General features: G+C 59.8%; 28 protein-coding genes. 9 read left to right on the top strand and 19 right to left on the bottom strand.

Features of this window, described 5'->3' with window-relative positions:
* Positions 1-102: 102 nt before the first annotated feature.
* From ABFT80_RS04915 to ABFT80_RS04970, 12 genes are all read right to left on the bottom strand, one after another.
* Positions 103-747: an antitoxin of toxin-antitoxin stability system gene (locus ABFT80_RS04915; protein ID WP_347970703.1), complete on the bottom strand. Its 645-nt coding sequence runs from the start codon at positions 745-747 to the stop codon at positions 103-105.
* Positions 740-1156 carry a hypothetical protein gene (locus tag ABFT80_RS04920; protein WP_347970704.1) on the bottom strand — a complete coding sequence of 139 codons (417 nt, stop codon included), beginning with the start codon at positions 1154-1156 and terminating at the stop codon, positions 740-742. The genes ABFT80_RS04915 and ABFT80_RS04920 overlap by 8 nt, the downstream gene beginning before the upstream one ends.
* Positions 1157-1256: 100 nt before the next feature.
* Complete coding sequence (locus ABFT80_RS04925; protein WP_347970705.1) at positions 1257-1787, bottom strand: hypothetical protein; 531 nt, start codon at positions 1785-1787, stop codon at positions 1257-1259.
* 153 nt (positions 1788-1940) lie between these two features.
* A complete protein-coding gene (locus ABFT80_RS04930; protein ID WP_347970706.1) occupies positions 1941-2363 on the bottom strand; it encodes an antirestriction protein in 423 nt (140 codons plus the stop codon).
* Positions 2364-2578: 215 nt separating this feature from the next.
* A complete protein-coding gene (locus ABFT80_RS04935) occupies positions 2579-2743 on the bottom strand; it encodes a hypothetical protein (RefSeq protein ID WP_347970707.1) in 165 nt (54 codons plus the stop codon).
* 425 nt (positions 2744-3168) lie between these two features.
* Positions 3169-3465, bottom strand: a complete 297-nt coding sequence (locus ABFT80_RS04940) for a hypothetical protein (RefSeq protein ID WP_347970708.1) — start codon at positions 3463-3465, stop codon at positions 3169-3171.
* A complete protein-coding gene (locus ABFT80_RS04945) occupies positions 3462-3722 on the bottom strand; it encodes a DUF6117 family protein (RefSeq protein ID WP_347970709.1) in 261 nt (86 codons plus the stop codon). The genes ABFT80_RS04940 and ABFT80_RS04945 overlap by 4 nt, the downstream gene beginning before the upstream one ends.
* Positions 3723-3791: 69 nt before the next feature.
* Positions 3792-4268, bottom strand: coding sequence for a hypothetical protein (locus tag ABFT80_RS04950; protein ID WP_347970710.1), 477 nt, complete (start codon positions 4266-4268; stop codon positions 3792-3794).
* 98 nt (positions 4269-4366) lie between these two features.
* On the bottom strand, positions 4367-6496 hold the full coding sequence (locus ABFT80_RS04955; RefSeq protein ID WP_347970711.1) for a ParB/RepB/Spo0J family partition protein: 2130 nt from the start codon (positions 6494-6496) through the stop codon (positions 4367-4369).
* A gap of 76 nt (positions 6497-6572) precedes the next feature.
* Positions 6573-7361 carry a hypothetical protein gene (locus tag ABFT80_RS04960; protein WP_347970712.1) on the bottom strand — a complete coding sequence of 263 codons (789 nt, stop codon included), beginning with the start codon at positions 7359-7361 and terminating at the stop codon, positions 6573-6575.
* Positions 7358-7729 carry a DUF2958 domain-containing protein gene (locus ABFT80_RS04965; protein ID WP_347970713.1) on the bottom strand — a complete coding sequence of 124 codons (372 nt, stop codon included), beginning with the start codon at positions 7727-7729 and terminating at the stop codon, positions 7358-7360. Before ABFT80_RS04965 ends, ABFT80_RS04960 begins: the two co-directional genes overlap by 4 nt.
* A complete protein-coding gene (locus ABFT80_RS04970) occupies positions 7726-8688 on the bottom strand; it encodes an ArdC family protein (RefSeq protein ID WP_347970714.1) in 963 nt (320 codons plus the stop codon). The genes ABFT80_RS04965 and ABFT80_RS04970 overlap by 4 nt, the downstream gene beginning before the upstream one ends.
* Before the next feature lie 237 nt (positions 8689-8925).
* Here ABFT80_RS04970 and ABFT80_RS04975 point away from each other — a divergent pair, with 237 nt between their 5' ends.
* The 3 genes from ABFT80_RS04975 (at position 8926) to ABFT80_RS04985 (ending at position 14324) form a co-directional block, all read left to right on the top strand.
* Positions 8926-9834 carry an AbiU2 domain-containing protein gene (locus ABFT80_RS04975; RefSeq protein ID WP_347970715.1) on the top strand — a complete coding sequence of 303 codons (909 nt, stop codon included), beginning with the start codon at positions 8926-8928 and terminating at the stop codon, positions 9832-9834.
* A gap of 505 nt (positions 9835-10339) precedes the next feature.
* The gene (locus tag ABFT80_RS04980; protein ID WP_347970716.1) at positions 10340-12487 is read left to right on the top strand and encodes an ATP-dependent nuclease; all 2148 of its coding nucleotides are present in this window, start codon (positions 10340-10342) and stop codon (positions 12485-12487) included.
* Position 12488: 1 nt separating this feature from the next.
* Complete coding sequence (locus ABFT80_RS04985; RefSeq protein ID WP_347970717.1) at positions 12489-14324, top strand: UvrD-helicase domain-containing protein; 1836 nt, start codon at positions 12489-12491, stop codon at positions 14322-14324.
* A 93-nt stretch (positions 14325-14417) separates the two neighbouring features.
* Here the strand turns inward: ABFT80_RS04985 and ABFT80_RS04990 are convergent, their stop codons facing one another.
* The 5 genes from ABFT80_RS04990 to ABFT80_RS05010 all read right to left on the bottom strand — a co-directional run bounded on the left by ABFT80_RS04990 (position 14418) and on the right by ABFT80_RS05010 (position 18676).
* Positions 14418-15353 carry a DUF2971 domain-containing protein gene (locus ABFT80_RS04990; RefSeq protein ID WP_347970718.1) on the bottom strand — a complete coding sequence of 312 codons (936 nt, stop codon included), beginning with the start codon at positions 15351-15353 and terminating at the stop codon, positions 14418-14420.
* A 76-nt stretch (positions 15354-15429) separates the two neighbouring features.
* Entirely contained in the window at positions 15430-16263 is an 834-nt protein-coding gene (locus ABFT80_RS04995) for a hypothetical protein (RefSeq protein ID WP_347970719.1), read from the bottom strand.
* Between the two features lie 9 nt (positions 16264-16272).
* A complete protein-coding gene (locus ABFT80_RS05000; RefSeq protein ID WP_347970720.1) occupies positions 16273-16698 on the bottom strand; it encodes a DUF5615 family PIN-like protein in 426 nt (141 codons plus the stop codon).
* A complete protein-coding gene (locus ABFT80_RS05005; protein WP_347970721.1) occupies positions 16695-17348 on the bottom strand; it encodes a DUF433 domain-containing protein in 654 nt (217 codons plus the stop codon). The genes ABFT80_RS05000 and ABFT80_RS05005 overlap by 4 nt, the downstream gene beginning before the upstream one ends.
* A 131-nt stretch (positions 17349-17479) precedes the next feature.
* Positions 17480-18676, bottom strand: coding sequence for a tyrosine-type recombinase/integrase (locus ABFT80_RS05010; protein WP_347970722.1), 1197 nt, complete (start codon positions 18674-18676; stop codon positions 17480-17482).
* 568 nt (positions 18677-19244) lie between these two features.
* Between ABFT80_RS05010 and ABFT80_RS05015 the strand changes: the two genes are divergently transcribed.
* The 5 genes from ABFT80_RS05015 to copM all read left to right on the top strand — a co-directional run bounded on the left by ABFT80_RS05015 (position 19245) and on the right by copM (position 24010).
* A complete protein-coding gene (locus ABFT80_RS05015) occupies positions 19245-19895 on the top strand; it encodes a TenA family protein (protein WP_347970723.1) in 651 nt (216 codons plus the stop codon).
* Between the two features lie 3 nt (positions 19896-19898).
* The gene (locus tag ABFT80_RS05020; RefSeq protein ID WP_347970724.1) at positions 19899-20558 is read left to right on the top strand and encodes a TenA family protein; all 660 of its coding nucleotides are present in this window, start codon (positions 19899-19901) and stop codon (positions 20556-20558) included.
* A 129-nt stretch (positions 20559-20687) separates the two neighbouring features.
* A complete protein-coding gene (locus tag ABFT80_RS05025) occupies positions 20688-23189 on the top strand; it encodes a heavy metal translocating P-type ATPase (protein ID WP_347970725.1) in 2502 nt (833 codons plus the stop codon).
* 10 nt (positions 23190-23199) lie between these two features.
* Entirely contained in the window at positions 23200-23619 is a 420-nt protein-coding gene (gene cueR / locus ABFT80_RS05030; RefSeq protein WP_347970726.1) for a Cu(I)-responsive transcriptional regulator, read from the top strand.
* On the top strand, positions 23540-24010 hold the full coding sequence (copM, locus tag ABFT80_RS05035) for a CopM family metallochaperone (protein ID WP_455189880.1): 471 nt from the start codon (positions 23540-23542) through the stop codon (positions 24008-24010). The genes cueR and copM overlap by 80 nt, the downstream gene beginning before the upstream one ends.
* Before the next feature lie 2 nt (positions 24011-24012).
* On the opposite strand, the gene ABFT80_RS05040 is transcribed toward copM, so the two are convergent.
* Both ABFT80_RS05040 and ABFT80_RS05045 read right to left on the bottom strand, forming a co-directional pair.
* Positions 24013-25179: a diphosphate--fructose-6-phosphate 1-phosphotransferase gene (locus tag ABFT80_RS05040; protein WP_347970728.1), complete on the bottom strand. Its 1167-nt coding sequence runs from the start codon at positions 25177-25179 to the stop codon at positions 24013-24015.
* A 97-nt stretch (positions 25180-25276) separates the two neighbouring features.
* Entirely contained in the window at positions 25277-26017 is a 741-nt protein-coding gene (locus tag ABFT80_RS05045; protein ID WP_347970729.1) for a L,D-transpeptidase, read from the bottom strand.
* A 255-nt stretch (positions 26018-26272) separates the two neighbouring features.
* On the opposite strand from ABFT80_RS05045, the gene ABFT80_RS05050 reads away from it, so the two are divergent.
* Positions 26273-26395, top strand: coding sequence for a hypothetical protein (locus ABFT80_RS05050; protein ID WP_347970730.1), 123 nt, complete (start codon positions 26273-26275; stop codon positions 26393-26395).
* Positions 26396-26465 lie beyond the last annotated feature (70 nt).

The raw sequence follows: 26465 nt of genomic DNA on the forward strand, positions 1-26465 counted from the left end.
GCACAGGCTCAAACCCGTCCCGGCCTTCCTCTTCCTCTCAGGTGATCAGCGATGGTGGACGTGAAAAAGCGCCCCAACCGACGGGTGGGGCGCTGATGGTTCTCATCCGAAACGGCGACCTGCTGCTGTGAACGTATAATCGTTTGCCACGATGGTCTCGTCGACGGCGGAGTCCGAATTGAGATGTTCGTATTCGCATTCGAGCTGTCGATAGAGCCAACGGGCGAGATCGCGCATCGCCTCGGTCACCACTTCCTCGGCATCGGCTGTCATGTCCTGACAGGTCGGGCTATCGCGTTCGACCGAGATCGATATGCAATATTCGTGGTAATAGTGACCGCGATGCGTGGCCTCGGCGCGAAGCTGGTAGAAGTTGCGGCGCTGGACGGCTTGCAGGGCGTCGGCGATGCAGTGAAGCGCGCTGTCCTGAGGAGCATAGGACCGGATCTCGGCCGAAGCGTTCTTCCGGTAAGAATAATGCGCCTCGTAGCAGGCGCCATCGCCTTGTGACCAGAAGCCCCGGAACCAGATACGCGGCTCGTACCGCACGCCGCCGCCTATCAGGAGGACAGTGCGGGTCTTGAAGGTAATGCCGATGATTTCCGCGATGCGCTGGAAATCTTCGTAGACGGCATCATGCCAGTGGTCGTCGAAGTCGCCCTCGCGATACCAGGCACGCGCCTTGTCCTTCGCCGTATCGGAGAGCTCTTCGAGCCGATAGACGGTGGTTTCGATGATTTCAGGCATCGGAATCAGCTCCATCCAGCACGGTGGCAAGCCAGCCATCGGTATAGATCCAATCCACCGTCTCACCGGTGGCGAGGTTGAGCACATGCGCCCCACCTCCGAAGCCGTCGATCCGCGGCTTCGAGCAGGTGTTGGCGTATTGGATGCCCCATCGCCCGGTCAGGCCGAACTCGGCGGCGCAGCGCATGACGAACCGGATTACATGCTCGGGATCGCCGGTCCCGTCATCGCGCATCCAGAGATGCGTGCCTCCGTGCTCGGGCTGGATAGACAGCAGGAAGCCTTCCGACGGGGGATCTTCGGCGGCGTTCTCGTCGCAGAGGGCATTGTAGAGTTCGAGTGCGCGCGCGGCGTTCTCGGCGGTGCCGACGTCGAGCAGGCAGGAGAAGCGGGTGAAATAGTCGGCCATGACAGGCTCCTGAAACAAGAAAACCCGGCGCGAAGGCCGGGCGTGGATTGGGAAATGGAAAGGGAATTCAGGCAGCCTGGCGAAGCGCAGCGCGGGCGCGCTAACGCCAGAAGCTGTCGACCAGCCGCCCTTCGAGCACGCTGGCGCCGAACCGCAGGCGTCTGGCGTCGTCGTGATTGTGAGAGCCGGCCTCGACCATGGCCTGGCCGCGTAACCGACTGGCTTCTGTGACCACTTTGCGGGCTTCGCCGTCGCATCGCACGGGCTCGCACCAGCCAATCGCGCCTGAGCGAACCTCGCCGGCGGCGACAAGGCATCCGTCGCGGTCCACGATGGTGATGACGCGTGGCGCGTAGCGAATGACGGCGCGGCTCCCGAACGAGATATCATCCAGGGCGATGCGCGTTTCAGCTTCGCTGATCGCTTCGGAAAGAGAACTGCATTCGGCAAGATGGATGGTGCGATCGAACGAGATCGGGTCGGCCGTGATGTCATCGTCGACGAATGTGGCCGTGCCTATGCAGGCGACGCGAAGGGGGTATCGCGCCGCGCTGCGCAGGCGCGCGATCAACTGATCGAACGCGAGTTTTCCTGCAGGAACGGCGTGGGCAGCGTATGAGGTGCTGAGCATCGGGATCACTCCATGACAGGCAGCGGAAGCCTCTCTCCCGCTTTCAATCCGTCACGGCCAAACCGGCCGATCTCTTCCTCTCATCGCTAGCGAATGGCGGCCGTGGCCGGCATGAAAAAAGCACCCCGCCGGGGACGGGACGCTTTATGGCGATCAGTCGATGGCCTGGAAAATCTCCGAGGCCTCGGGGTGGCGGGCCGAATAGCTGTGAAGCCGTTGGTAGCCTTCTGCGAGGCGGTCGGATTCGTAGCGGAAGGAGAGATGCGAGAAGGCAAAGAGCGTGGCAATGATGCCGGCGGCTTCCGCCGAAACATCGCCGCGATACTCCGTGATCCCGCTTTCGATCCTGAAACGCGGGTGGGAGGTCGGCGCGAGGAACAAGGGGCCGTCCTTGTCTTCGTAGAAATTCCAGAAGCCGCCGCCATAGTCACGGGGACTGAGCCGTTCCATGATGGAATAGACCGCATTTTCGGCCACGGTCAGGAGTGGCAGGCCAAAGAGGGTTGGCAGGAATTTCGCGCGGCGATCTTCCGGCACGAGGATCGCGAGGCATGGCGTGGCGGTTTCGGTGGACATGGGCTGTTTCTCCTGAGAGCGGAAGGAAAGACGTTCGGACAGCGCTCTCCTGGCCAATCCGAACTCCCCCGGCCCAAGCCGTCCTTTCACTCTTCTGACGGATGACCGGTCGAAGCCATGCTTCGGCGCCGCTGCCTGTGCGTGGCCTCGGCCAACCGCACGGCAAAGCCCGGGCGCGATGCGCTTCGGGCTGATGGAAGTGAGGCGCTAGCGCCTCACTGGAAGGGATCGATTTCGAATTCGACCATGGCCTCGTCGCCGTCGAATTCGCCGGCGGGCATGGCGCCGTGGGTGCCGTCACCGGCCTGGAACACGACGATCGAGACCATCAGGGTAGCGGCGAGGCTGGCGGCGAAAGCGGTGGCATCTGCATAGGACATGGTTCCAGCTCCTGTCTTTTGGAGGCGGGAGACCATCCCCCGCGCGACAGGCGCCCGAAGTGTCTGACCGGATCTGCAATCACCCTCGTGCGTTCGGCTCGTCCGAATCCGCGAGGGCGGCACGCTCGCGTAAGCCGACCCTTCACGGGTTGATTGACGAAGAGACGGATCAGACCAAGGTCAGCGAATGGAAGCGGGGGATGGTGTTTCGCATCTGACAGGAGCCGGAAACCCTTATGCAGATGTCTTGCTGTGCCGGCCTCGCCACGATCCGGACCTGATGACTGGCGTGTTTCCCGGCCTCACAGGTCTCACATCGCTATGGAAGTGGGAATGGGCCGCAGGTCGAACTCGAAATCGATCCCTTCCTTTGGCAAACGGCTTCCGGCATGACGCACGTCCCGTGCGCCGCATCCAGAGTGCGGTCAGCGCCAAAGACCCTCCGCGATCTCGCGGGCGATCATGGCTCTCGCCTTCAGCATGACGTCATCGCCACTCGTGTCGATATGTTGATAGAAGCGGGTGGACGATCCTGCCGCCAGCCAGTCCCGATAGGCGCAATACTCACGGGTGTTGAGCTTGAAGGCCCGCATGTCGCTGGCCCAATGCGGTTTTGGCTCGACGACGACGGTGACGCCGTCACGACATTCCTCCCACGGAAGCGACCGCTCCGAGGGGAGATTGCGAAGGTCGTCCGCGAAGATTTCGTCAACGGATATCATGCCGCGTCCGCCTTCGGTTGGAATCCGTCCGGATCGCCTGGGTCCGGCGGCAGGTAGGCGTCATAGGGATTGCAATCGGCCAGGTGGCCGAAGGGTGTCATGACGATCTCGCCGTCACCGGAGCGGCTTACGGCGCACAGGACGTAGCGAGGTTCGCGCGTCGCGGCGTCGCGGCACTCCATCAGGGCGAGATTGCCGTCGCCAGCGGCGCGCAGCAGGGTGTTGAAATTGGTGCGGGCATAATCGGGAATGGCCATGGATTTTCTCCTGAAACGAAAAGCCCGCCGTCATGCGACAGCGGGCCAGGGGAAGGGAAAGGCACAAGGTCAGGCGGCGGCCCGGCCTTCGATGACATCGGCGCCGACCTCATCGGCGGTGATGGTTTCGAGACGCGCACGGCTGTAGCCTGCTTTCGCCAGCCAGAGTTCGGCAGCTTCCTGGGTCTCGACGAGATGCAGCAGCTCGACGTTGTCGCCGATGTCCTGCACGACGCGCACCTGGCCGACGCGCGGGCGCTCGACCACGCGGAAGGTGAGATCGCTGTCGATGCCGTAGGTGCGCATGACGGTGACGAGGATGATGCCGCCCTGGCCGAAGTTTCCTTCATGCAAAGTGAAGCACGGTGGGCTCGAATAGGTCGGGCGTTCGCGGGCAGGTTCCTTGCGAACGAGACGGCCAACGCCGTTGCGCCGTTCCCAGGCCGCCAGCTTCCTGGTGAAGCGGGAGGGCGGTTTGGGCTGGCCGTCAGTATAGGCGATGAGGGCCCCCAAGGGGGCGATATCGAACACGAGTGACGCGGACATTCTTGGTCTCCAGACATAAAAATGGCCCGGCGGGTTACCGGGCCTGATGGAAGGAGGGAGAAGAAACGGGGCGACCGGAGCCGCCCCGCCGGTAAGGATCATTCAGCCGCGATCAGGTGGACCGCCTCGATGTCGCTGTGTCCGACGTCGTCATCGTCACCAGAGAGGAAATCAGGCAACGCCTCGATAGCCGACTCGACGTCGACGTCTTCGGGGGCCTGTGTCTCCTCGAACAGGCGCAGAGGCTCGGGCAGCCAGCCGGTGTCGGCGAGCAGACGCTCGGCCTCCTTGGCCATATCGCCCTTCTTCAGGTGCTCGATGAGCGAGGCTGCCCGTTCGCCTGCGCCTTCACGCACGGCTTCGAGGATCCGGGGCTTGGTAACGCGGCCGAGATAGTTCTCGACCGTCGGCCGCCACCCGGCGCCCTCCACCATGTCGAGGCCGGTTGCACGCGCCAGGCGGTCGGCATGGGACATGCGCGTCTCCAGACCGTGCTGCGAGACGCCGTTGCCGCCGTACGGGTTGGGCTTCTCGTAGAGCGCATTGACGCCATAGGCGACGCAATGGGCGAGGAGCGCCATGCGGCTGGTGTCGTCGAGTCCCGCGATCCAGTCCCACAGAGCGTCGTCGTCGGTCGGAAGATCGGCCTTCCAGTCTTCGTAGCGGGCGGTGATGGCCTTGGCGGACGGGCTGTCCTTGAGGTCCGTTCCCTGCACCGAAAAGAAGTGATGGCGCACGGTGACTTCGAGGCATCCGCTCGGAGCGGAATAGTGATAGCGCTCCATCACCAACCTGTGCAGCAGCGCCGTCATGGCGACATGGGGATTGTTCGCCAGCGCATCATGCAGCGCCAGGGTTCGGTGCGCCGTCAGTTCCGAGACCAGCCGTTCCGGAAGGGGCTTAATGACGTCTTCCTCCCCCTCGGGTTCGGTTGCCTGCCCGCCCACGGTGATCACCGCGCGCTGAGTGGCAGGGATCGACGAAACTGCGCCATCGGGTTCAGTACCATCAACGCCGTCAGCCCCCTCCACGGCTCCGGGCGCCTCGTCTTCGGGGCGAACGTAGCCGCGATCGACGGACAGGTTGCCGTCGCGGTCGATGCTGATGAAGACGCCGGCGCGCGCGATGTCGGCCGGATCGTAGATCACCGGACGATCCTCGAAGGCGGCCAGAGCGGTTTCGATCTCGCCGACGCGCTCATCGACCTCCTCGGGATATTCCTCGGCCTCGGCATATTCGGCTTCCAGCGTCTCATATTCCGCGGTCAGGGCATCGAAGGTGGCCTGTTCCTCTTCAGTCAGAGACGTTGTCGTGCCGATCAGACGGCGCAGGCCGTGGCCATAGCCATAGGGGACTTCGACCCGGGCATCGACCCACTTCCAGCCCTCGGCGGCGATCGCTTCGGCTTCCGCCTTGAGCTTGTCGTCGGTGAGTTGATCGAGCAGGCTCACATCCTGCAGCCAGCCGCCATCGTCGGACTGGAACAGGTCGTTCAGCACGATGCCGCCGGCAGCCTCATAGGCGTCGATGCCGACGAACTGCGCCCGCTTGTCGGAGGCGCGTACCGTGGTTTCGGTCAACATCCGGCGGATCTGGTAGGGTTCCTTCGACCACGAATTCTTGATCGCGTCCCAGACCTGTTCCTGACGGGCATGGTCGGGATTGACGGTGAAGGCCATGAGCTGTTCGAGCGTCACACCGTCCTCCGTATAGAGATCGAGCAGAGAGGGCGCGACGGACACCAGGCGCAGGCGCTGCTTCACGACATTGACCGAGACGAAGAAGGCTGCGGCGATCTCCTCCTCGGACATGCCCTTGAGGCGCATATCCTGGAAGGCCCGGTACTGGTCGAGCGGATGGAGCGGGGCGCGCTGGATGTTTTCAGCGAGGCTGTCGTCTTCGAGCAGGATGTCGCTGCCGGCTTCGCGCACGACGCAGGGCACGGGTGCGGTCTTCGCCAGACGCTTGGCCTTCACCAGCAGTTCGAGCGCGCGATAGCGACGGCCGCCAGCGGGAATCTCGAACATACCGGTCTCATTGCCGTCGGCGTCGATCACGGGGCGCACGTTGAGACCCTGGAGCAGGCCGCGCCGGGCGATGTCCAGAGACAGTTCCTCGATCGACACGCCGGCCTTGACCTTGCGCACGTTCGACTGGCTCAGCACCAGCTTGTTGAAGGGGATGTCGCGCGAGGACGACAGGATGATTTTCTGAGCAGTAGTAGCCATTGGGATTTTCTCCGCGACGGGCGCCGAGAGGCTCTCTCTCGACCTCAAACCCGTCACGAAAGTCCCCCCACTCCTCTCACTCTGTTTGCGGTGTCGTATGATTGGGGATTGTGCCGCCAGACTTGATGCGCCGAACAAGAACGGGCCGTGTATCAGCGGCCTGAGCGAGGTGTTCGATTAATATGCGGTCAGCCTCAGAACATTCCCCAAGCACCTCGATCTCGATCCACTGGCGGACGCGACCGGCATGGGAGTGACGCAGATAATGATCGGATGAGAAGTACAGGCTTTCGTTTGTATCGATGAGCCGGACCCGACGGGTCAGGAAGAGAATCCCGCCGCCGAGATTGCCGCAGAACAGCAGGTCCTCGGGCGGTGCTGCATTCGATCCGTCGCTGACCTTTTTGCGGCCGATCTGGCGGAAGGCGTCACCGAAGGCCGCCGGATTGCGCGTGATCCGCGCCGCGGGTTCCTGATGGAATATCCATGGAGGCCGCTGGGGATCGAGTTTTCTGACTGCGATCTGATGGAGGAAGTCGGCGAAGCTCGCCGGGTCCGCCGGATAGGGGCAGGTCCACCAGATGTCGCGGACACGCCTGCGCAGTACGTCGGGCATGGCGAAGAGCCGTGCGCGACCTTTTCGCCACCAGGCGGCCCGCTGGTCGCGACGATGCCGTTCGGCCTCGTCCCACCAGATGGCGCGGCGGGCCATTTCTTCATCGACACTGTGCTGGCCTGCGGCGATCTGTTCAGCGAAGAGCGGCAATGCCTCGCGTTGGAGGCGCTGCTTGCGGAGGAACGCCGCGCGTTTGCGCGACGTGTCTCCATAGGGTTCCGGTCTGTGCCAGCGACGGAAGCGCATCATATGCCCTCCCGTCGAGCGCGGGCCGCAGCATAGATGATGCGTTCGGCCGCGCGGATGCTGCCCGCGTGGTGTGCCGCCTCGGCCCAGACCGAGATCGGCAGATTGCCGGTGAAGAGTATGTCGCGTTCGATCCCCATGCCGAAAGGCAGGCTGATCGACGACATCTCCTCGAGCGAGAAATAGCCAAGCTCAGGATAGCCGATATCAGCAAGGCCGAAGAGCGTGTCGCCGTCAGCGTCTAGTTCGGTTGCGAGCCAGACGCCTTCGCCGAGTGGATTGAAGAACTTCACCACTGGCATATGATCGACATCGCGCTGGCGGCCATTGGCGAGAAGCTGCTCGCGCAGTCCATCGGTCAGAAGGATCATGCCGCCCTCCTGTCGATGATGGTTTCGGTCTCGCCATTGGATCGCTTGTCTTCAGGGACGAAGGAGAGCAGCCAGTCGGCCGCCTTGCTGGCCTGACTGGCGGCGCGGACGATGGCGCGGGAATCCTCGCGCATCACGTCCAGCCACGATCCAATATAATCGGCGTGGCGCACGGTCGGCACGATGCCGAGGGCGGCACAACTGAAGGCCGAAATCTGTTCGGCAATCATTTCCTCGAAGGCGTATTTCTTCGAGCCGAAAGACCCGGTCAGATCACGGTTCAGCCGGCTGTGGTGGCCGCTGGCGTGCCCGACCTCATGCAGGGCAGTTCTGTGCCAGTTAATCGGCTCGAAATAGGCCTGGGGCGGCGGTACGACCACATAGTCCTGGGTCGGGACATAGAAGGCCCGGTCGCCGCCGATACGGAAGTCGATTCCTGTCGCCTTGATCAGCGCCTCGACCCTTGGCTCGATGAGGTCGGGCGGAGGCGGCGGCGCGACGGCGTGGAACTCCTCTGGCAGGCCTTCACATTGCGCCACGTTGAACACGGTGAAGCGCTTCAGAAAAGGGATCGCGTGGGCTTCCTCGCCGGTTTCTCGGGCGCGACGCTTCTCGTCTTCGGGCGTGAAGCGGTCGGCATAGACGACTGTGGTGCCGCGTTCCCCCTTCATGACGTTGCCGCCGAGCGAGAGGGCCTGACGAAATGTTAGCCAACCCTGGGCGGGAAAACCGTGCTGCATGACGGCGCCCCAGAGTATGAGGATATTGATGCCGCTGTAGTTTCGGCCCGTGCTGGCGTTTCTCGGCAGGCCGAGCGGCGCTGTCGCGCTCGACCTACCCCAAGGCTGCACCCATGGAACGCGGCCAGCTTCCAGCTCGACGATGATCTTGTTGGTGATTTCGTCGTAGAGGTTCGTCCGGCTCGATCCGGTGCGTGTGGCGCGGTCATGTCTGGACATTGCGGTTCTCCGCGACGGGCGCCGGAGACCTTTTCTCCAGCCCTCAACCCGTCACGGAAAACCCGTCCGTACTCTAACTCTCAGGGGGCGTTGCGGGGTTTCCCCGCTGATGGGGGTGTGTCGGCAACGTCAGTGCCGATCAGGGGGAAGGCTTTCCCCCACATCACAACCTGAACAGAGGGAGCATTTGCGCTATAGTCGCGAAGAAGGTCGTAGAGGGGAGCCGTTGTAGTTCATATGAGGGGGCAGCAAGCAAAGAATGAAAAGAATGCTCAACGCATAGCGATGTGGCGGGACGCGTTCGCCGACAAGAGAACCGGTATCCACCAGACTATTCAGGACTTGCTGTGGAACTACGCGGCCTTTCGGACAACGGTGCGGATCGTTCGCCTCGCAAATGATGCCCGGGGCGCTCGTCCGCCGCTGAACCAAATGATCTTCAACATGGTCTCGGAGGGCTTCTGGTCTGGCCTGCTTCTCGGCACACGAAGGCTTCTGGACAGGGGGCCGTTAAGTGGTCCTAAGGGCGTCTATTCCATTCGATCCGTGATCAAGGATGTGGAGGCGTGTCAATCCTGGCTTAACAGGCGTGTCTATGTCGAGCAGGTTCTTGGAGCCCATTACGATCTGGAGCGGCTGCAACAGGAAGAGCATGAAGCCCTCAGTGCCGCGAAGGGTGGCGTGGTGTGGGGATCGCCTGATCTTGTCAGGAGTGATGCCGCGCATCGACATTTCGATTTCCTGAGTGGTGTTGCACCTTCAAGTCGCTCCGAGGGTGACCTCATGCTGCCCGCCGTTTTCGCGAGGATCGAGGCACGTCTTGTCGATCTGGACCGGATCGCTGAGCACGTTAGTTCGCATGTCGCCCATGCTGGCAATAAGCAGAGCCGCGAGCATAAGGAACTCGATAATTTCGACATTCGTGATGCGCAAAAGACTTTGAAGCAGTTGAAGGAGATTGCTGATCTTGTCGGTGCCTGGTTCGCCAATGAGGGCGGGGCGGGATTGGCGACCTACATTGGTGACCAATTTGCTGGCCTTGATCATCCGTTGATCGAAACCGCTGATTTGGCTGACCTGGAAGAGCAGTGGCGGTTCGTCGACAGGGAGATTGCGGGTTGGTCCATCGGACCTGATGGCCTGTGAGCCCTGATTTAGCAGTTGGCGCTTCGAGAGACGGCGCAGGGATCGTCATCGGCCGGTTTCATCGAAAATCCCGTGTTTCCACCCTGATCGCATCGATATGCAGATCGCGCGTTCTTGAGACCTTTGGCGGCTGCCTGCGCCGATCATGCGTGGACGAGCTATGGTTGAATTTATCGCTGCGACCATGGGGCAGCGGGATAGCAACATCGCGTTGCCCGACGGTGGCCAGTTTCTGTGACAGGTCTGTGATCAGATCCCACTGTTCAGTTATTCGGGGAAACGCTCTGAGCGCTGACTTTTCTTCTAGCTGTAATTGAATATTTGTTTGCATACTGAGAACGACGGTTCACAAAGACAGTGCGAGAAGTGAGATAGATCGAAATCTATGGCCGAAAGCGACTATTATTGACATTTGTATTTACGTGTTTCTTCATTATTGAATCGCTTTGCGCGCCAAGCCAGAATCCTGTGGTGAGCAGAGCAAATCACACCGCCAGGGGGGAGCATGAAGCTCAAATCGGTCGCGATCCGCAATTTCCGGCGCCTCGAGAATGTCCAGATCGATATTGAGGACCAAGAGACGCTCTTCGTTGGTCCCAACAACAGCGGGAAGACTTCTGCGACGGCGATATTTCGCTGTTTCCTTGGGGGGCGAGAGTTCAGGGTCCACGATTTCTCGGTGTCGCGTATGTCCGATTTCGAGGCCTTTTCGGCCAGCGGAGCCTCCTCGGACCTGCCCGAAATCCATCTGGATCTATGGTTCGAGATCGACCCGGAGTCGGTCGCCTACGGCCGTGTCTTCTCGCTTCTGCCCAATCTCGAAGACTTCGAGCGCGTTGGCCTTAGGCTGTCTTTTGGCTTCGCGGACCCGGCGAAGCTCCGGACGGCCTACAATGCCGCCTATCCTCCCGAGGAAGATGGCAGCCAGGGCAAGACTCTTTTCCAGTATCTGGCGATGGACACCAACCTCGCCCGGCACAGCATCGTCCGCTTCGCGTCCTTGGCGCGGCGCACGGACGAGGACGACAATGAGTCCATCCACGCTGCCGCGATTGAGCCAGAAGAAGGCAAGCGCCTTCTGAAGCACCTAGTTCGGGTCGAGTTCGTCGACGCGCAGCGCAACATCAACGATGATGACAGCAGCCGGAGCAACCGGCTTTCGACGGCCTTTGCTGCCTTCTACCGGAAGAACCTTCAGGACGCCGGTCCCGCGGCCGATGCTCACAAGGTCATCGACGAGAATAACTCGCGCCTGACCGATCACTACGAGGTCCAGTTCGCGCCCCTTATCGATCTGATCAAAGGTCTGGGCGTACCGTCCGTTAATGACCGGGACCTCAGGATCATTTCGTCACTCAGTCCGGAAACCGCCCTCAAGGGCAATACCGAGCTTCTGTACGTAGACCCGGCCCGCAAGCACGAGTTGCCTGAACTCTACAACGGCCTGGGGTTCAAGAATCTCATCTATATGGCGATCCAGGTTCGCCACTTTCACTCGCAGTGGCTCGCGACGCCGGAAAATCGGCCGCTGTGCCTCCTGATTTTCATTGAGGAGCCCGAGGTCCATCTCCACGCCCAGGTGCAGCAGACTTTCATCACCAATATCTGGAAAGTGATCAAGGATTCCGCCGAGGCTGCCGGGCTCTCCGGCGCAGTCCCCCAGATGGTCCTGACCACTCACTCCTCCCATATCCTCGACACCGTCGATTTCGCGAAGGTGCGTTATTTCCAGCGTTGCCATGCGGCGAACGACGATGCGCTGGGCAGCATCCGTAACGTATCGGACGTGCGCAGCCTTCGCGCGTTCCATCCGGAAGGGGACATTGTCAATGGAGACGTCGTGTCGCCCCAGGAGGCTCTCGATTTTCTAAAGCGCTATTTGCGCCTGACCCATTGCGATCTCTTCTTCGCTGACGCGGCGATCCTCGTCGAGGGTGCAGTTGAAAAGTTGCTCCTCCCTATGATGATTGAGAAGGCCGCCAACAAACTGCGCAGATCTTATCTGACGGTACTCGAAGTCGGCGGCGCCTATGCATACCGGTTCGAGGGTCTACTCTCGTTTCTACGCATTCCCTATCTCGTGATCACGGACCTCGATTCGGTGACTCCGGACGCTGCCGCCAGCGCTTGTCGCGGTGATACGCCGTACGCCCGAACCTCGAATGCGAGCCTCAAGAATATTTTGGGCAAGACGACCGTCGACGAACTTATGGCTCTGGGAGCGGACGAGAAAATTAGTGAGGAGAGGGACTGCTGCATCGCCTTTCAGTACGACATCACCGTCACGGATCAAGACAACCAGCTCATGATGCGGCCGCGTACACTCGAAGAGGCGTTCGCGTACGATAATTTCTCGCTGCTGCGCGAAGGGAAGATTACGATCGGAAAGGCGATCCCCAACGACCTCGATGCCGCATACCAGACGATCTACGAACGGATCCGCTCCAGTACTTTCAAAAAGACTGATTTCGCCATGAGTCTGCTTGCCGGCGATGAGAACTGGCAAACCCCAACCTATATCGCCGAAGGCTTGGCCTGGCTGGAGGCGAAGCTGTACCCGCCGATCGCACCTTCCGACGGGACTCTTGGTTTAGACAAGCCAGAGCCCGTCCAGCTTGGCGCCGTGCCTGCTGCGCTGCTCGGGGAGGGCTGACATGGCGAAGGTTGAAACCCAAGCCGACAAGGACGTCGAGGCATGCCTCGATGGTGAGGTCAGCTTTGCGCTCATCGCCGGTGCCGGAGCCGGCAAGACGTCCTCGCTGATCGATGCCTTGGAATGGGTGCGCGAGCACAAGGGAAAGGCCTTGCGTCAGAACGGTCAACGCGTTGCCTGCATCACCTATACCAAGCGGGCAGTGGCGGTAATCAGCGAGAGGCTCGGCTTCGACGATCTCTATGCTGTGTCGACATTGCATAGTTTTCTATGGGCGCAGTTCGGACGATTTCATCCTGACATCCGCCGGGCACTAGAAAACCGCCGCCTGCCGGATCTGATCGCGAAGGAGCGCGCGAAGGATAACGGCGGCCAGAGCAAAGCCGCGTGCGAGGCCCGGGCAAAGGCCGAGCGGTACGAACTGGACTTGGCGGCACTCGCGGCTGTCGAGCAGTTCGACTATGGCGATGCGGTCTATGGGGATTATCCCAATGGCGTCCTCGGGCACGACGATATCATAATCATCGCGTCCTACCTCCTCGAGGAAAATGCGACTTTCCGCCGTATCTTGGGACTGCGCTTTCCGTACATCTTCGTGGACGAGGCCCAAGATACAGCCGAAACAATCGTTCGTGGTCTGAACCTCGCTTGCGAAGGCGAGGGTCTGCCGATCGTCGGTTATTTCGGCGACCCTTGGCAGCAGATCTATGATGAGACCAGTGAGGACTTTGCGCCGCCTCTGACCGGCAAGACGATCACCAAAGTCGAGAATTTTCGCTGTTCGAGGAGCGTGATTGGCTTGCTCAACGGCTTCCGCACGGATGTCGTGCAGGTGCCGGCGGGCAAGAACCAAGATGTGGAAGGCAGTGTCGTCTTCCGCCTGGTGAAAGCGGAGGCTCCGGAAGAACCGCGGAATCGGTATTCGGACGCGCAGACCGGACGCGCACTCGCGCAGATGGATCAGGCAATGACGGACTGGGGTTGGACCAATCGCGACGACGTCGTGAAGCTTTTTCTGGTCCGCCAGATGATTGCCAGGAGGATGGGCTTTGCCACGCTCAATCGGCTGTTCTCTGGTCAGTTCGCGTCCACACGTGCGCAAGATGCGTTCGAGCGAGGCCAACACTTCCTGCTCCTGCCACTGACGTCTACCATCTTGCCCCTCGTCGAGGCGCACCGTGCTGGCAACAGCCGCCGAATCATCGATATCCTCAGACAGCAAAGCCCCGCGTTTGCGGTGGATGGCATCAATGCGTCCAAGAGCCTGCGATCCATGGTCGACACGTCAATCGATATCGTCGCCGAGTTGGCCGGTCGCTGGGAGGCGGCGGCGATTGGCGATATTCTGCGCTTCGCTGCGGACAAACAGATTATCCGGGTCGCCGAGCGGCTACAGGCTAACCTGATCCGCGATCCCCGTGTCGAAGTCTATGATGCTGAGCAGCACGGACTGGACAAAGGCGACTGGCTTGCTGACACTTTGTTCGGGATGACTACGAGCGAGGTCGCAGCTTACACATCCTTTGTCGGCAAGAACACTGCGTTCAGTACCCAACATGGTGTGAAGGGCGAAGAATATCCGAAGGTGCTTGTGGTTTATGACGACGTCGAAGCTGGCTGGCACAATTACAATTTCGCGAAGCTCCTGACGCCCGGGATTTCAGGGGTCGGGACGGACAAGCAAGAGGCGCGCGGCCGCAAGCTCGCTTATGTATCGCTTTCGCGGGCGCTCGAGGATTTGCGGGTCTTATTCTTCACGAGCGATCCCGAGGCTGCGCGCGCCGAGCTGATCGCAAAAGGCTTGCTTTCCGCTGACCAGATCGAACTCGTCGGCTGAGGTTGCGTCGCGTTGTATTATCCGAACCATTGGCTTGGGCTGGAGCCTGTTACGACGAGCGAAAGCATTTTTCATATCAATGCGTTGCCAACTTCATTCCAGTTTCTCGAACATCTCGTCAATCGAGCGGGACCGCCGGGGGAGAGAGGCAGCCAGTTCATCGGTGTCGAGAACGTATTTTTTAAGCCGAAATGTGCCGGATAGCTCCCGCATCTCGAAGAAGCGGACAGGCCTTGCCCGGTTCGCAAGGGCCTGGACGATGGTGAACTTGACGGTCGATTTGCAGCGGATGCCGAAAATGACCTCTTCGAGTTCGAGTGGGGAGTCGTGGACACCGCGTTTTCCGATCAGACGCCATTCGCGTTCGTAGCGCCAGCTTGCGGCCTTCCGCAGGAGGACAGCTTCGTCGACACGACGTTGAGCCTCGGTGTCGTTTTCCATCACGGCCACGTCGCTGGCCAGAACCTTGCGACTGCCGCCGTAGCGAATATTGTGAAGGTTCGCTTCCGCCCCGACCGGGACAGAGTATGCGGCGCAGACGCCATTATGCTGGTCACCATAATGGCTCCACATCAAGGGGCAGGTTGCTCGCGAGCCGAACGAGACGATGCCACGATCGTAGCGGCGCAGAAGTTCCTCTTCGAGATATTGACGAAGCAGCCAGTGAAGCGGGTCCTCAACTTCGTAGCTCGGGTCCGTTGCATGATACCGGATGTCATCGAGGAGTCGCGATGCCTCTTTCTGGCTATGCCGCGCGATATGGTCGGCAGTCTTGGGGCCACGGTATTTCAGCGACTTTGCTGCGGCCCGCATTTCGGCTAGCACTCTTTGCTCGCGTAGATGGCTGAGAACCCGCTCCAACTGGGCATTGGGAAGGTTCCCCTCAAGGGATGGTCGGCAGTCCAGAGGGTCGTTGAAGTCGCCTGGATCCGAATAATACAGTTCGTCGGCGACCAGCATGTCGAGAAGGCGTGGGCTGAATGCGCGATATTTGAACAGCAATCGGGGTAGTTTGCTCGCCTCATCCATGTTCGTCCTTAGGCCCTCAAATTGGTTGCTTCTCGTCTCTGAAGACGACTTCCTCGCGCTTCGGGCGACATCTCGATCAAGATTGCTCCGCCAACTCCGCGAGGAGATAGTTGATGTAGCTGCGTGTCAGGTTGCAGTAGAGATGTGCTTCCCTGAGCGACGGCGAGACATCCGCCGCGAGTTGTGTGCCGTGTCGGACCCCGCCGCCTCCGGGTGAGGAGAGGAAACCATGCATTTTGGTCATCCAACCCAGAGTTTCGGCCAGCGCGCTGCCGCCGTTATTTTTGCGCAAGGCTCGGATGATCTCGTTGAAGTATTTTCCTTCGACCGTTCCTGATCCGCTTTCCTGACCCTGGAATGCCGTCGAGACGGTTTCAAGGAGCCAAAGGATTTCCTGCACCGCCTGCCGCGGGCGTTGTTCGAGAAGAAGACGATCGGCCTGGTCCAGCGAGGTATGAATAAGTTCATGCGCGCGTTGACCCAGCGATTTCTGTGGCGTCTGGACGGCTATTGCTGTCTGGGGGTGCCGCGCCAGCAGAGCTGGGGGTCTTACCTCATAGGGGACTTCATGCTCATAGAGGATCTGGTTGACAACGTCGGCGTCAGGAAGGCCTATTTCAGGGTGCGTCGTCTGTATTTGCGTACATCCATCCCAGAAGGCGCTAATGAAAACCGGAGCATTGTCCCCGGCAGTCATCATCGCGCCATGAAGGTCGCTGATGGCCCAGCTTTCGCTAGAGCTCCAAGATTGACCACCAGTGAACCTCGCCTTGAACAGTTCAAAGATCGACCAGGAGGATTCCGACTGGCTGGCGATAGAGTGAACCAGTGAATTAAAAGCGTTCACCGCAGCCGGGGACATCGGACCGGGAGAGCCATAGCGCCATGCTGTCGGCATCGTCAGGGCCATGTCGCCACCTCAGGTTTCTTCGGCAGGAAGCGCGAAGCGGACCACGCGCAGATGGTCATCGTCGTCGATCGTAATTTCGAGCACTTGGTTGATCAGGTCGTCATCAGCAGTGTCGAGTTCGGCCAGCGCCTGTTCGAACAGTTCGATCTGCATATCGAGGTCCATGCCGGGCGGACCGTTGAGGCAGATCAGTCCGGCATGGATGGCGACATCGGCATATTGCCCCTTGGTTCCGGGCCTGTCTTTCGGCCCCCTGAAATCCACCGAGTTTTTGGTGACGAAGGTCCAGTCACCGTCGAGGATGATGGGCTTCAGCTCCCAGTCCTTCAGGCCTCCGAGCTTCAACCAGACGACATGACTGGTCTCGCCGAACCCCTTATCCAATGCCAGCTTTGCCAGTTCGGGACTGAGGCATTCATCGATCAGGAACTTCATCCCGCCTTCCTGAGACGAGGAACGCGGCGATCCGTGATGATGACCGAGCCTTCGGGAAGATCGCCAGAGACGCGTGGGCGACCGCGCAGCGGGTTCGCTTCCGCGTAGATCGTGGCGAGCCTAACCTTCCTGACGTCCAGGCTGGGCCAGGCTGCGAGGATGCGCTCCATCGAATGGCCGGCGGCTACGGATGCCGCAACGTCGTAGACAGGAACGCGGGTGCCCTGGAAGACGGGCGTGCCGCCAAGAATCCCTGGCGAGGTTGTGACCATCTCCCGTGCGGCGGCGAGATCGTCCAGCCGCTCGCTCGCGCCCTTCATGAAGGGCAACAGGTCGATGGTCAGGAACTCGTCGCGCACGGTCCAGTCCTCGCGAAGCAGCGCAGCCCAGGGCAGGGCGCGTGACCGTGTGAGCCGGGGCTCCGCGGTCCTGATGGCCGACAAGCGCTCTTCCGAGGTCAGGCGCTTCGCGCTCTCGAAATAGAAGGCGATGAGCGAACAGGCTCCGGCCAGGACGTAGCGGCCGTTGTCGAGTGAGACGAAGGCGTCTGGCAGGATGTGTTCGTCGATGACGCGGTTGACGTCGCGCAGGCTCACGCGCGAGACGACGGCGGCCTCGCTCGCCTTCAGCATTTCCGCAACTGCGGGCATGGGAGCCTCCTGATTAAATCTTCCGATACGTCGGAATATATACTGCGGAGGCCGGAATTTCAATGTCCGATCGAGACTGGACGCGGGGCATGATCCAAAAGAGGGGACCGCCGCCCCACGCATGAGCGGTATCAAGCTGCGATATCCAGTTCCTCATCCTTATCCTCTGCCTTCTCCGTGACGGGAAGGGTGAGGGCCAGCGCGATGGCGTCCGACACCTTGTTGGCGGCGGCCCTGATTGGATCGGTCTTGAGATGGGCATATCGCGCGGTCGTCTGGACCTGCGTGTGGCCGAGCAGCCTGCCGATCATGGTCAGATCCTCGCCAAGCTGGAGGGCGTCCGAGGCGAAAGAGTGGCGGAGATCGTGAATACGCAGATCGTCCAGTCCGGCGCGTTTGCGCAGACGTCGCCACGGCTTCTGCATGTCGGTCAGGTGCTGACCCTCGATCGTCCCGGTGATGACGTAGGGATTGTCCTTCACCTTGGGGACCGTCTTGAAGACTTCCACGACGGCTTGACCGATTGCGACCAGCTTTGCTCCACTCTTTGAATCGGGCAGGCGGAGAAGGCCCGCATCGAGATCGACATATTCCCATTTCAGCTTCTGGATTTCGCTGAGGCGGCAGCCGGTAAGAAGCAGAAGCTGGATGCAAAACGCGGCTTCGCGTTCGGCATTGGTCTCGCGCAGGACTTTGCCGAGCCGGGCAAGCTCATCGGGCGTGAGGTAACGCTCGCGCTTGACCTCCTTGTAGCGCTTGACCTTCCAACAGGGGTTCACGCCGTCGGTGCGTACGCCCCAGGTATGGGCGACAGTGAACATGACCGAGAGCACCCCAAGGGTCCTGTTGGCCTGATAGGGCGTTTCCTTCATCGACTGGTGCATCTCGACGACATCGGCGCGGGTGATGTCGATGATGCGATGCGATCCCAGCTTCGGGTTGATGAAGAGTTCGACCGACCTTTTGTATTCCGCATGGGTGGAGGCTTTGCAGTGTGATGCGACGTGCTCGTCGAGAAAGCGCTGTCCAAACTCCTTCATGGTGGGGGACGCCTTGCGGCGGTCGCGCTCGCCGGCCGGATCGGCGCCAAGGCGGACCTGCGAGAGATGCTTCATCGCTTCGGTGCGGGCGAGGTCGGGTGTCACCGCGCCATGCAGCCCGATGTTGACGCGGCGCAGGCGACCGCCGGCCCGGAATTGGGCGAGGTACATCTTCCGGCCGGACGGATAGACGCGCAGCCCGAAGCCCTTCAGTTCCTCGTCCCATAGGAAGAATTCCTTGTCGGTTGGCGCTGCCGCATCGACGGAACGTTTCGTGATTTTGGTCATGAACTGCTCCCTCCTGCCGGAACTTCCGGAATCAAATCGGAATCATTTGGGGGCGTATGGATGCGCCCTCTCATCGTAAAATAAGGTAGGTCGCATCCGATAATCTGTCAATAGTAACAGCTATTTAGGTGGTAAATAACAGCTATTTCGTAGTGCCGGATAGAGGGGCGAAAAGCGGCCAGAACAAACTCATAACCTGAAGGTCGTTGGTTCAAATCCAACCCCCGCAACCAAAACCTCTCAAAACACACCTTAATTAATACCAAAGCCCGCAACGCACGGGCTTTTTTGCGTCAAAAGCAATCCGAAAATGACCGCCAGAGAATTGCTCCGCACATTCCCGTCAGAACCGTGACAAAGAACCCCGCTTCGCCTAAAAGCCGTCTTACCAAGGGGAGCCCCCTGCAATGGGCTGAGAAACCGCTAGCACAAGCGCGGTGAACATTCGAACCGGATCCGGATCAACCCGGCAAAGGGAGAACAGCAGAGGCTTGACGCTCGTCGGCTTTATCGCGGGACCGCCCGTGTCTGTAATGGATAGCCTCGCTGTCGAAGCAGAAAGGACATCATGATGAGCGCGCGCTTCACCGAAATCCTCAGACAAAAAAGCGAACCGAGCTGGACGCAAGCCGTCAACCATCGCTTTGTTACCGAGTTGTTTGATGGGATGATCGAAGACCAAGTCATGGCCGCCTATCTGATCCAGGATCACCGTTTCCTGGATAGTTTCCTGACATTGCTGGGTGCAGCGATCGCTACGACCGACAGTTTTGAGGCGAGGATACGGTTTGGACGCTTCATCGGCATGGTGTCTGGCGAAGAAAATACTTATTTTCTGCGCGCTTTCGAGGCTCTCGGTGTAACGGAAAGACAGCGCTCCACGACGCCTGACAGCATTCCCACGGCCGGCTTCAAAGCGCTCATGTATGAGGCCGCGAATACGCGCTCCTATGCTGCTGTGCTTTCCGTGCTCAATGTTGCCGAGTGGCTCTATCTCGATTGGGCCATGAAGGCACCGAAACCTCTGCCGGAGAATTTCGTCCACGCGGAATGGATCACCCTGCACGACAATCTCGATTTCCGGGACTTTGTCTCTTTCTTGCGCGAAGAATTGGACCGTGTCGGGCCGGCCGAGCCGGAGGTCAGTGAGGATTTTTTCCTGCGCGCCGTTGCATTGGAAAAGGCGTTCTTCGATGCCGCCTACGAAATCGGGGGCTGAAGCGTGGATATCTTCGATCGATTGAAGACCGCAGCCGCACCTGATTGGCAAAGCTACGTCAATCATGATTTCGTTCGCCAACTCGGTAAGGGCACATTGCCCGAGAAAGCTTTCCGCACCTATCTGGTTCAGGATTATCTGTTTTTGATCCAGTTTGCGCGCGCATGGGCGCTCGCCGCTTATAAAAGCCGCACGCTTTCCGACATCCGTGCCGCGCAGGCGGGATTGGCCTCCATTCTGGACGAGACGGAGTTGCATGTCCGTTTGTGCGGCCGGTGGGGTCTGTCCCGGAGCGCGATTGAAAAAGCGCCGGAACTGCAAGCGACTGTCGCCTATACACGCTTTGTACTCGATTGCGGCGCAGCAGGAGATCTGCTCGATCTGCATGTCGCGCTGGCACCCTGCGTGATCGGCTATGCCGAGATTGGCCGCAACCTTGCGCCAAACGGCGTCGATGCGCTTGGCAATCATCCATATCGCGAGTGGATCGGTGAATATGCCAGTGAAACTTATCAAGGCGTGGCATCGGCTGCCCGCCTCCATCTCGATGAATTGGCCGCGCGCTCGATGACCGAACAGCGATTCACTGAGCTTGCCGAATTTTTTGCGAAAGCGTCGCGGCTGGAGGCGGATTTCTGGCAGATGGGGCTGAATGGTTCGTAACTGAGCCTATACCGACCATTGATCGTGGCCGCTCCAGTCTTAATTCGTCAATTTCATTCGATGGCGCTTGACCTTCCAGTCACTGGAAGCCCTACCTATCTGTCAGAAATAGTTTTGAACGGATAGATCATGGATAAATCGCATAACCACGCCGGTCACGGACAATGCTGCAGCCGCGGCAGCGATAAGGCGCTGGAGGATGCCGTGACGCGCGATCCGGTCTGCGGCATGCTTGTCGATCCATCGGCAGGAAAGCCGACGATCATCCATGAAGGGCACGAATATTTCTTTTGCTGCAATTCGTGCCGCGACAAGTTTGTAAAATCTCCCGAGAGTTACATCGACGCGGTCGATCCTGTCTGTGGAATGAAGGTCGCGCGTGCGAGTGCCAAGCATTTTCATCGGCATGAGGGCGTCGGGTATTACTTCTGCTCCGAGAGCTGCCTCAAGAAATTCGAGGCGAAGCCGGATCACTATCTGGGCGACCGGCCCGCGCCGGAACCCATGCCGAAAGGCACGCAATATACGTGTCCGATGCACCCTGAAGTTCTTCGCGACAAGCCGGGTTCATGCCCGAAATGCGGAATGGCGTTGGAGCCTATGGGCGTGCCGACGGGCGACGAGGGGCCGAACCCCGAACTGGTCGATTTCACGCGCCGCTTTTGGGTGAGTGCTGCACTGTCCATTCCGCTTCTGGTGATTACCATGGGGCCGATGCTCGGCCTGCCGATCCGCGACTGGATGGGAGAGCGAACGGCGATTTGGGTCGAACTTGTGCTGGCGACGCCTGTGGTGCTTTGGGCCGCTATCCCGTTTTTTCACAGAGGCTGGGAATCAATCGTCAACCGCAGCCCCAATATGTGGACGCTGATCTCGATCGGAGTGGGCGTTGCCTATATCTACAGCGTCGTCGCAACGTTATTCCCCGATATTTTCCCGCATCAGTTCCGCGGGCATGTCGATACGGTTCCGGTCTATTTCGAGGCTGCCGCCGTTATCGTCTCGCTTGTCTTCCTTGGCCAGCTTCTGGAACTGAAAGCGCGCGAACGCACAGGCTCTGCCATCCGCGCGCTGCTTGATCTTGCACCGAAATCCGCCCGGCGGATTGACGCTGACGGTTCGGAAAAAGACGTGCCGCTTGAAGAGGTGAAGAGTGGTGATCGTCTGCGTATCCGCCCCGGCGAGAGCGTGCCGGTGGATGGCGTTGTCGAAGAGGGACGTTCTTCGATCGACGAATCCATGATTACCGGCGAGGCCGTGCCTGTTGAAAAGACCCAAGGTGACACCGTTACCGGCGGAACGCTGAACAAGAACGGTTCGCTGGTCATGCGCGCCGAGAAGGTCGGTGCCGATACTGTGCTGTCGCAGATCGTCGAACTGGTCGCCAAGGCGCAGCGTTCGCGGGCGCCGATTCAGGGGCTTGCCGACCGCGTCGCCTATTATTTCGTGCCGGCCGTGGTGCTGGTCGCGATTGCGGCTTTCATCGTCTGGGCGTTGTACGGCCCTGAGCCGAGCATGATCTTCGCGATTGTTTCGGCCGTGTCCGTTCTAATCATCGCATGCCCCTGTGCGCTTGGTCTTGCAACTCCGATGTCCATTATGACGGCGACCGGACGCGGCGCTCAGGCCGGTGCGCTGATCAAGGACGCGGAGGCTTTGGAGCGCTTTGCGAAGGTCGATACGCTGATCGTGGATAAGACAGGTACGCTGACTGAGGGTAGGCCATCGCTTACCGATGTGATCGCGGCCGGAGGGTTCAGCGAAGACGATGTGCTCTCGTTTGCCGTAGCGCTCGAAAGAGGGTCTGAGCATCCTTTGGCCGAGGCCATTATCGAAGGCGCAAAATCGCGCAATGTTCAGAGCGAAACCGCCACCGATTTCGAGGCTATAACCGGCAAGGGTGTGAAAGGGATCGTCGCGGGTCGCGACGTCGCGCTCGGCAACGCGGCGCTGATGAGCGATCTTCGGGTCGATATGGCTGGGTTTGCGGACCAAGCCGACTTGCTGCGCGGCGATGGCAAGACGGCAATGTTCGTCTCGGTCGATCAAAAGCTGGCAGGCATCGTTGCCGTCGCGGACCCGATCAAAGCAACGACGGCGGAGGCGATAAAAGCGCTTCACGCTACCGGTCTGAAAATCATCATGGCGACGGGCGACAACGAACTTACAGCGCGGGCAGTTGCGTCGAGGCTCGGCATAGACGAGGTCCGCGCCGATATCTTGCCTGAAGGCAAGAAAGCGCTGGTCGATGAGCTTCGCAAAGCGGGCGCGGTCATTGCGATGGCGGGTGACGGTGTGAACGACGCCCCGGCGTTGGCAGCCGCGGATGTCGGCATCGCCATGGGCACCGGTGCCGATGTTGCTGTCGAAAGTGCTGGCATTACCTTGGTGAAGGGCGATCTCAACGGCATCGTTCGTGCACGAACGCTTGCGCAGGCGACCATCCGCAACATCAAGCAGAATTTGTTTTTTGCGTTTGTTTACAATGCGCTGGGTGTGCCGGTCGCGGCTGGCGTCTTGTACCCGGTGTTCGGCATGCTGCTTTCGCCGATGCTGGCCGCCGCTGCGATGAGCCTTTCATCTGTGTCGGTCATCGGCAACGCCTTGCGGCTCCGAACTGTCAAACTCTAAGGAGGCTCGAATGAATATAGGCGATGCATCCAGCCGGTCCGGCCTGCCCGCGAAGACGATCCGGTATTATGAGGATATCGGCCTGTTGAAACCGGGCCGTGCCGAAAACAGCTATCGTGATTATTCGGATGCCGACATTCATCGGCTGAAATTCCTGCAACGATCGCGCAGCCTCGGCTTTTCGGTGGAGGAATGCCGGCAGCTTCTGTCGCTTTACGGCGATACGCATCGCGAGAGTGCCGATGTGAAAGCGATCGCCAGCCTGAAACTGAGCGAGATCGACCGCAAGATTGCCGAACTCATGGAGTTGCGCGGCACGCTGCAGCATTTGATCCACAATTGCCATGGCGATGCGCATCCCGAATGCCCGATCCTCGATCAACTCGCGGGCGAGACCGCGCATTCAACGCAATCAAAAATCAGACATTGAGGAGCTCCGTATGAAAACGCTTATGAAACGCATCATCGCGGCATCGGTATTTGCCATTATCGCAGGCACCGCAATCGCCCAGACGGACCATAGCGGCCACGACATGGGAAGCACCTCAAAGGCAAGCGAAGCGCCTGCCACGCAGGCTTACATGAAGGCGATGGACGACATGCATGAGACCATGGCGAAGATCGAATATACCGGCGATGCGGATATCGATTTCGCGCTCGGCATGATCCCGCACCACCAGGCGGCGATCGATATGGCCAAGGCGCAACTCGAAAGCGGAAAGGATCCCGAAATCCGCAAGCTTTCGGAAGAGATCATCAAGGCGCAGGAAAGCGAAATCGCACAGCTAGAAGCCTGGCTGAAAGCGCACCAGGCGCATTAAGCTCACACAAACGGCTTGCCGACTTCGAACTTTGCCGGAACCAGGCGGTTGAAATAGGCGAGGCCTTTTGCGGATAGCTTGTTTTCGTCCGCCAGCATGAAGTCGTCGGGCATGTGTTGCGTCTTGCCCGCGACGCTCGATAGCTCCACGCGGCGGATGACTGTTTTCCCGCCATCATATTGAAGCGCGACCGAACCGCCGCCTTGCGCGGCGACTTCGACCGCGAAAGCACCTGCATCGAATGCTTCCTGCGCATCGGTGGCGTTGATGGTGCCGATGTTGCCGCGCGGCATGTAGCCCAGCGTATCGACGCGCGCGCGTTTGCCGGGAAGGCCGTCGCGCAGCATGTTTTCAAAAGCGAGGCCGAGATCGCCGCCGGAGAGTTTCACATTGCCGTGGGCGTCGCGCTCGAGCTTTTCTTCCGGCACGATATGCTCGACCAGCGAGCGGCCATCTTCTCCGCTGACGCCTTCGGACACCGCCACGATGCAGCGCTTGTGGCGATCGAGCGTCGCCTTCACGTCATCGATGAAGCGTGGAACCGAAAAGGCGCGTTCAGGCACGTAGATCAGATGCGGGCCGCTGTCCTCATCGATGCGCCATGAGGCGGCGGCGGCGGTCAAAAAGCCTGCGTGACGGCCCATGACGATGCCGACATAGATGCCGGGCAGGGCGCGGAAATCGAGATCGACGCTCAGGAACGCTCCGGCCACAAAATCGGCTGCGGAAATGAAGCCCGGCGTGTGGTCGTTTTCGACCAGATCATTGTCGATCGTCTTTGGCGCATGCACGAAGGCCATTCCGCCGCCTGCGGCTTCCGTCAGGATTTGCTGCGTGCCTGATGTGTCATTGCCGCCAATATAGATGAAGGCGTCTGCGCCGACTTTTTTGAGGCCCGAAAGTACGACTTCGCAATAGGCTACATCGGGCTTGTCGCGCGTGCTGCCCAGTGCTGCGCTCGGCGTGTTTGCGATCCGCATGAGCTGGTCTTCGGGAACGGCGCTGAGGTCAACAAAGTCGCCGTCGCGAATGCCGCGAACGCCGTGCCGTGCACCCAGAACCTTGGCTCCGGGATGATCCTTACGGATTTTGAGAACAGCGCCAGCAAGCGTCTGGTTTATGACGGCTGTCGGTCCGCCACCCTGGGCAATCACAAAGGTTCCAGCCACGCTGCGCTCCTGTCATCAAGCAATCCGCGCATACATTCGCGCGGCTGCCCGACATGTGCAACGGGGTGGCGTGAGACGCAAGCGCCGAGGCGTCAGATTATACGACGACGATGGGAGTCTTGCCGGAAACGCGGCTATAAAGATCAATCACGTCCTGATTGATCATGCGAACGCAGCCTGACGACATGGCTTGGCCGATCGTCCACCATTCGGGCGATCCGTGAACGCGGAACAGCGTGTCGCGGCCATCTTTGAAGATGTAGAGCGCGCGTGCGCCAAGCGGGTTTTCGAGGCCGCCCGGCATGCCGCCGCGAAACTTTTCGAGTTCCGGCTTGCGTACGATCATTTCGGCTGGCGGCGTCCAGACAGGCCACTTCTTGCCGTACTGGATGTTTGCACGGCCATTCCAGACGAATCCGTCCTTGCCGATGCCGACGCCGTAGCGAATTGCATCACCGCCGGGCTGCACCAGATAGAGATGCCGCTCCTGCAAATGCACGACGATCGTGCCGGGTGCCTCGCCTGTCGGATCGACGACGATCTGGCGGCGGAATTTCGGATTGACCTTGGCGAAGGGAATTTCCGGAAGCGTGTTTCCCTCATCGTTGAACGAGGCATACATCAGTTCCGGGTTGGTGACCTGTTTGTCGACGCTGATGCGCGGACGAATCGCGCCGGTCGACATCGTGTCCAGTTGCGGCATCTGGATCTGCAATGCGGACATGTCGACACTGCGCGAGCAGGCCGTTCCCATCAAGGCAGCGGAGCCTATGCCAAGCAATGCGGCGCGGCGTGTGAGCTGGGGGGATGGACGTTCTTCCGACCGGGATTTGGACACAGCACGATTCCACTCATTGAACAAAACGCGCCGACGGGAATGTCCTCCACAATCGGTTCTCCAGCATCTTCAACAATTATGGTTGATAAAGCGTGAATGATTAAAATCGTTTTTTATCAATGATTTGTTTGCCGTGGGAAAACGTCTCATGTCTTCGTCACGACAAATGAAAAGATCGACACAGCATTACCCAGCTTCGGTCACAATCTGGGCATGACGCCCGCTTACCCATGTCGTCACTTGATGAGGGATAAGATGCAGCATTCACTGAAAACCGACTTTGCTCTTTTCACGGCAGCCTTTCTGGCGGTCGCGTTGGTTCTTGGTGCGAATGCCGATTTTGCCGAGATTGTCGGCTTCTTCGTCAATCTGCGTTGATCCCGGCAGGTTGAATTTCAAACTTTACAAGGGCTGAAAGTCAGCGCTTAGCTTGGCGGAATAATCGCTG

The sequence above is a fragment of the Foliimonas ilicis genome, assembly GCF_039939195.1.
Taxonomy (GTDB): domain Bacteria; phylum Pseudomonadota; class Alphaproteobacteria; order Rhizobiales; family Rhizobiaceae; genus Foliimonas; species Foliimonas ilicis.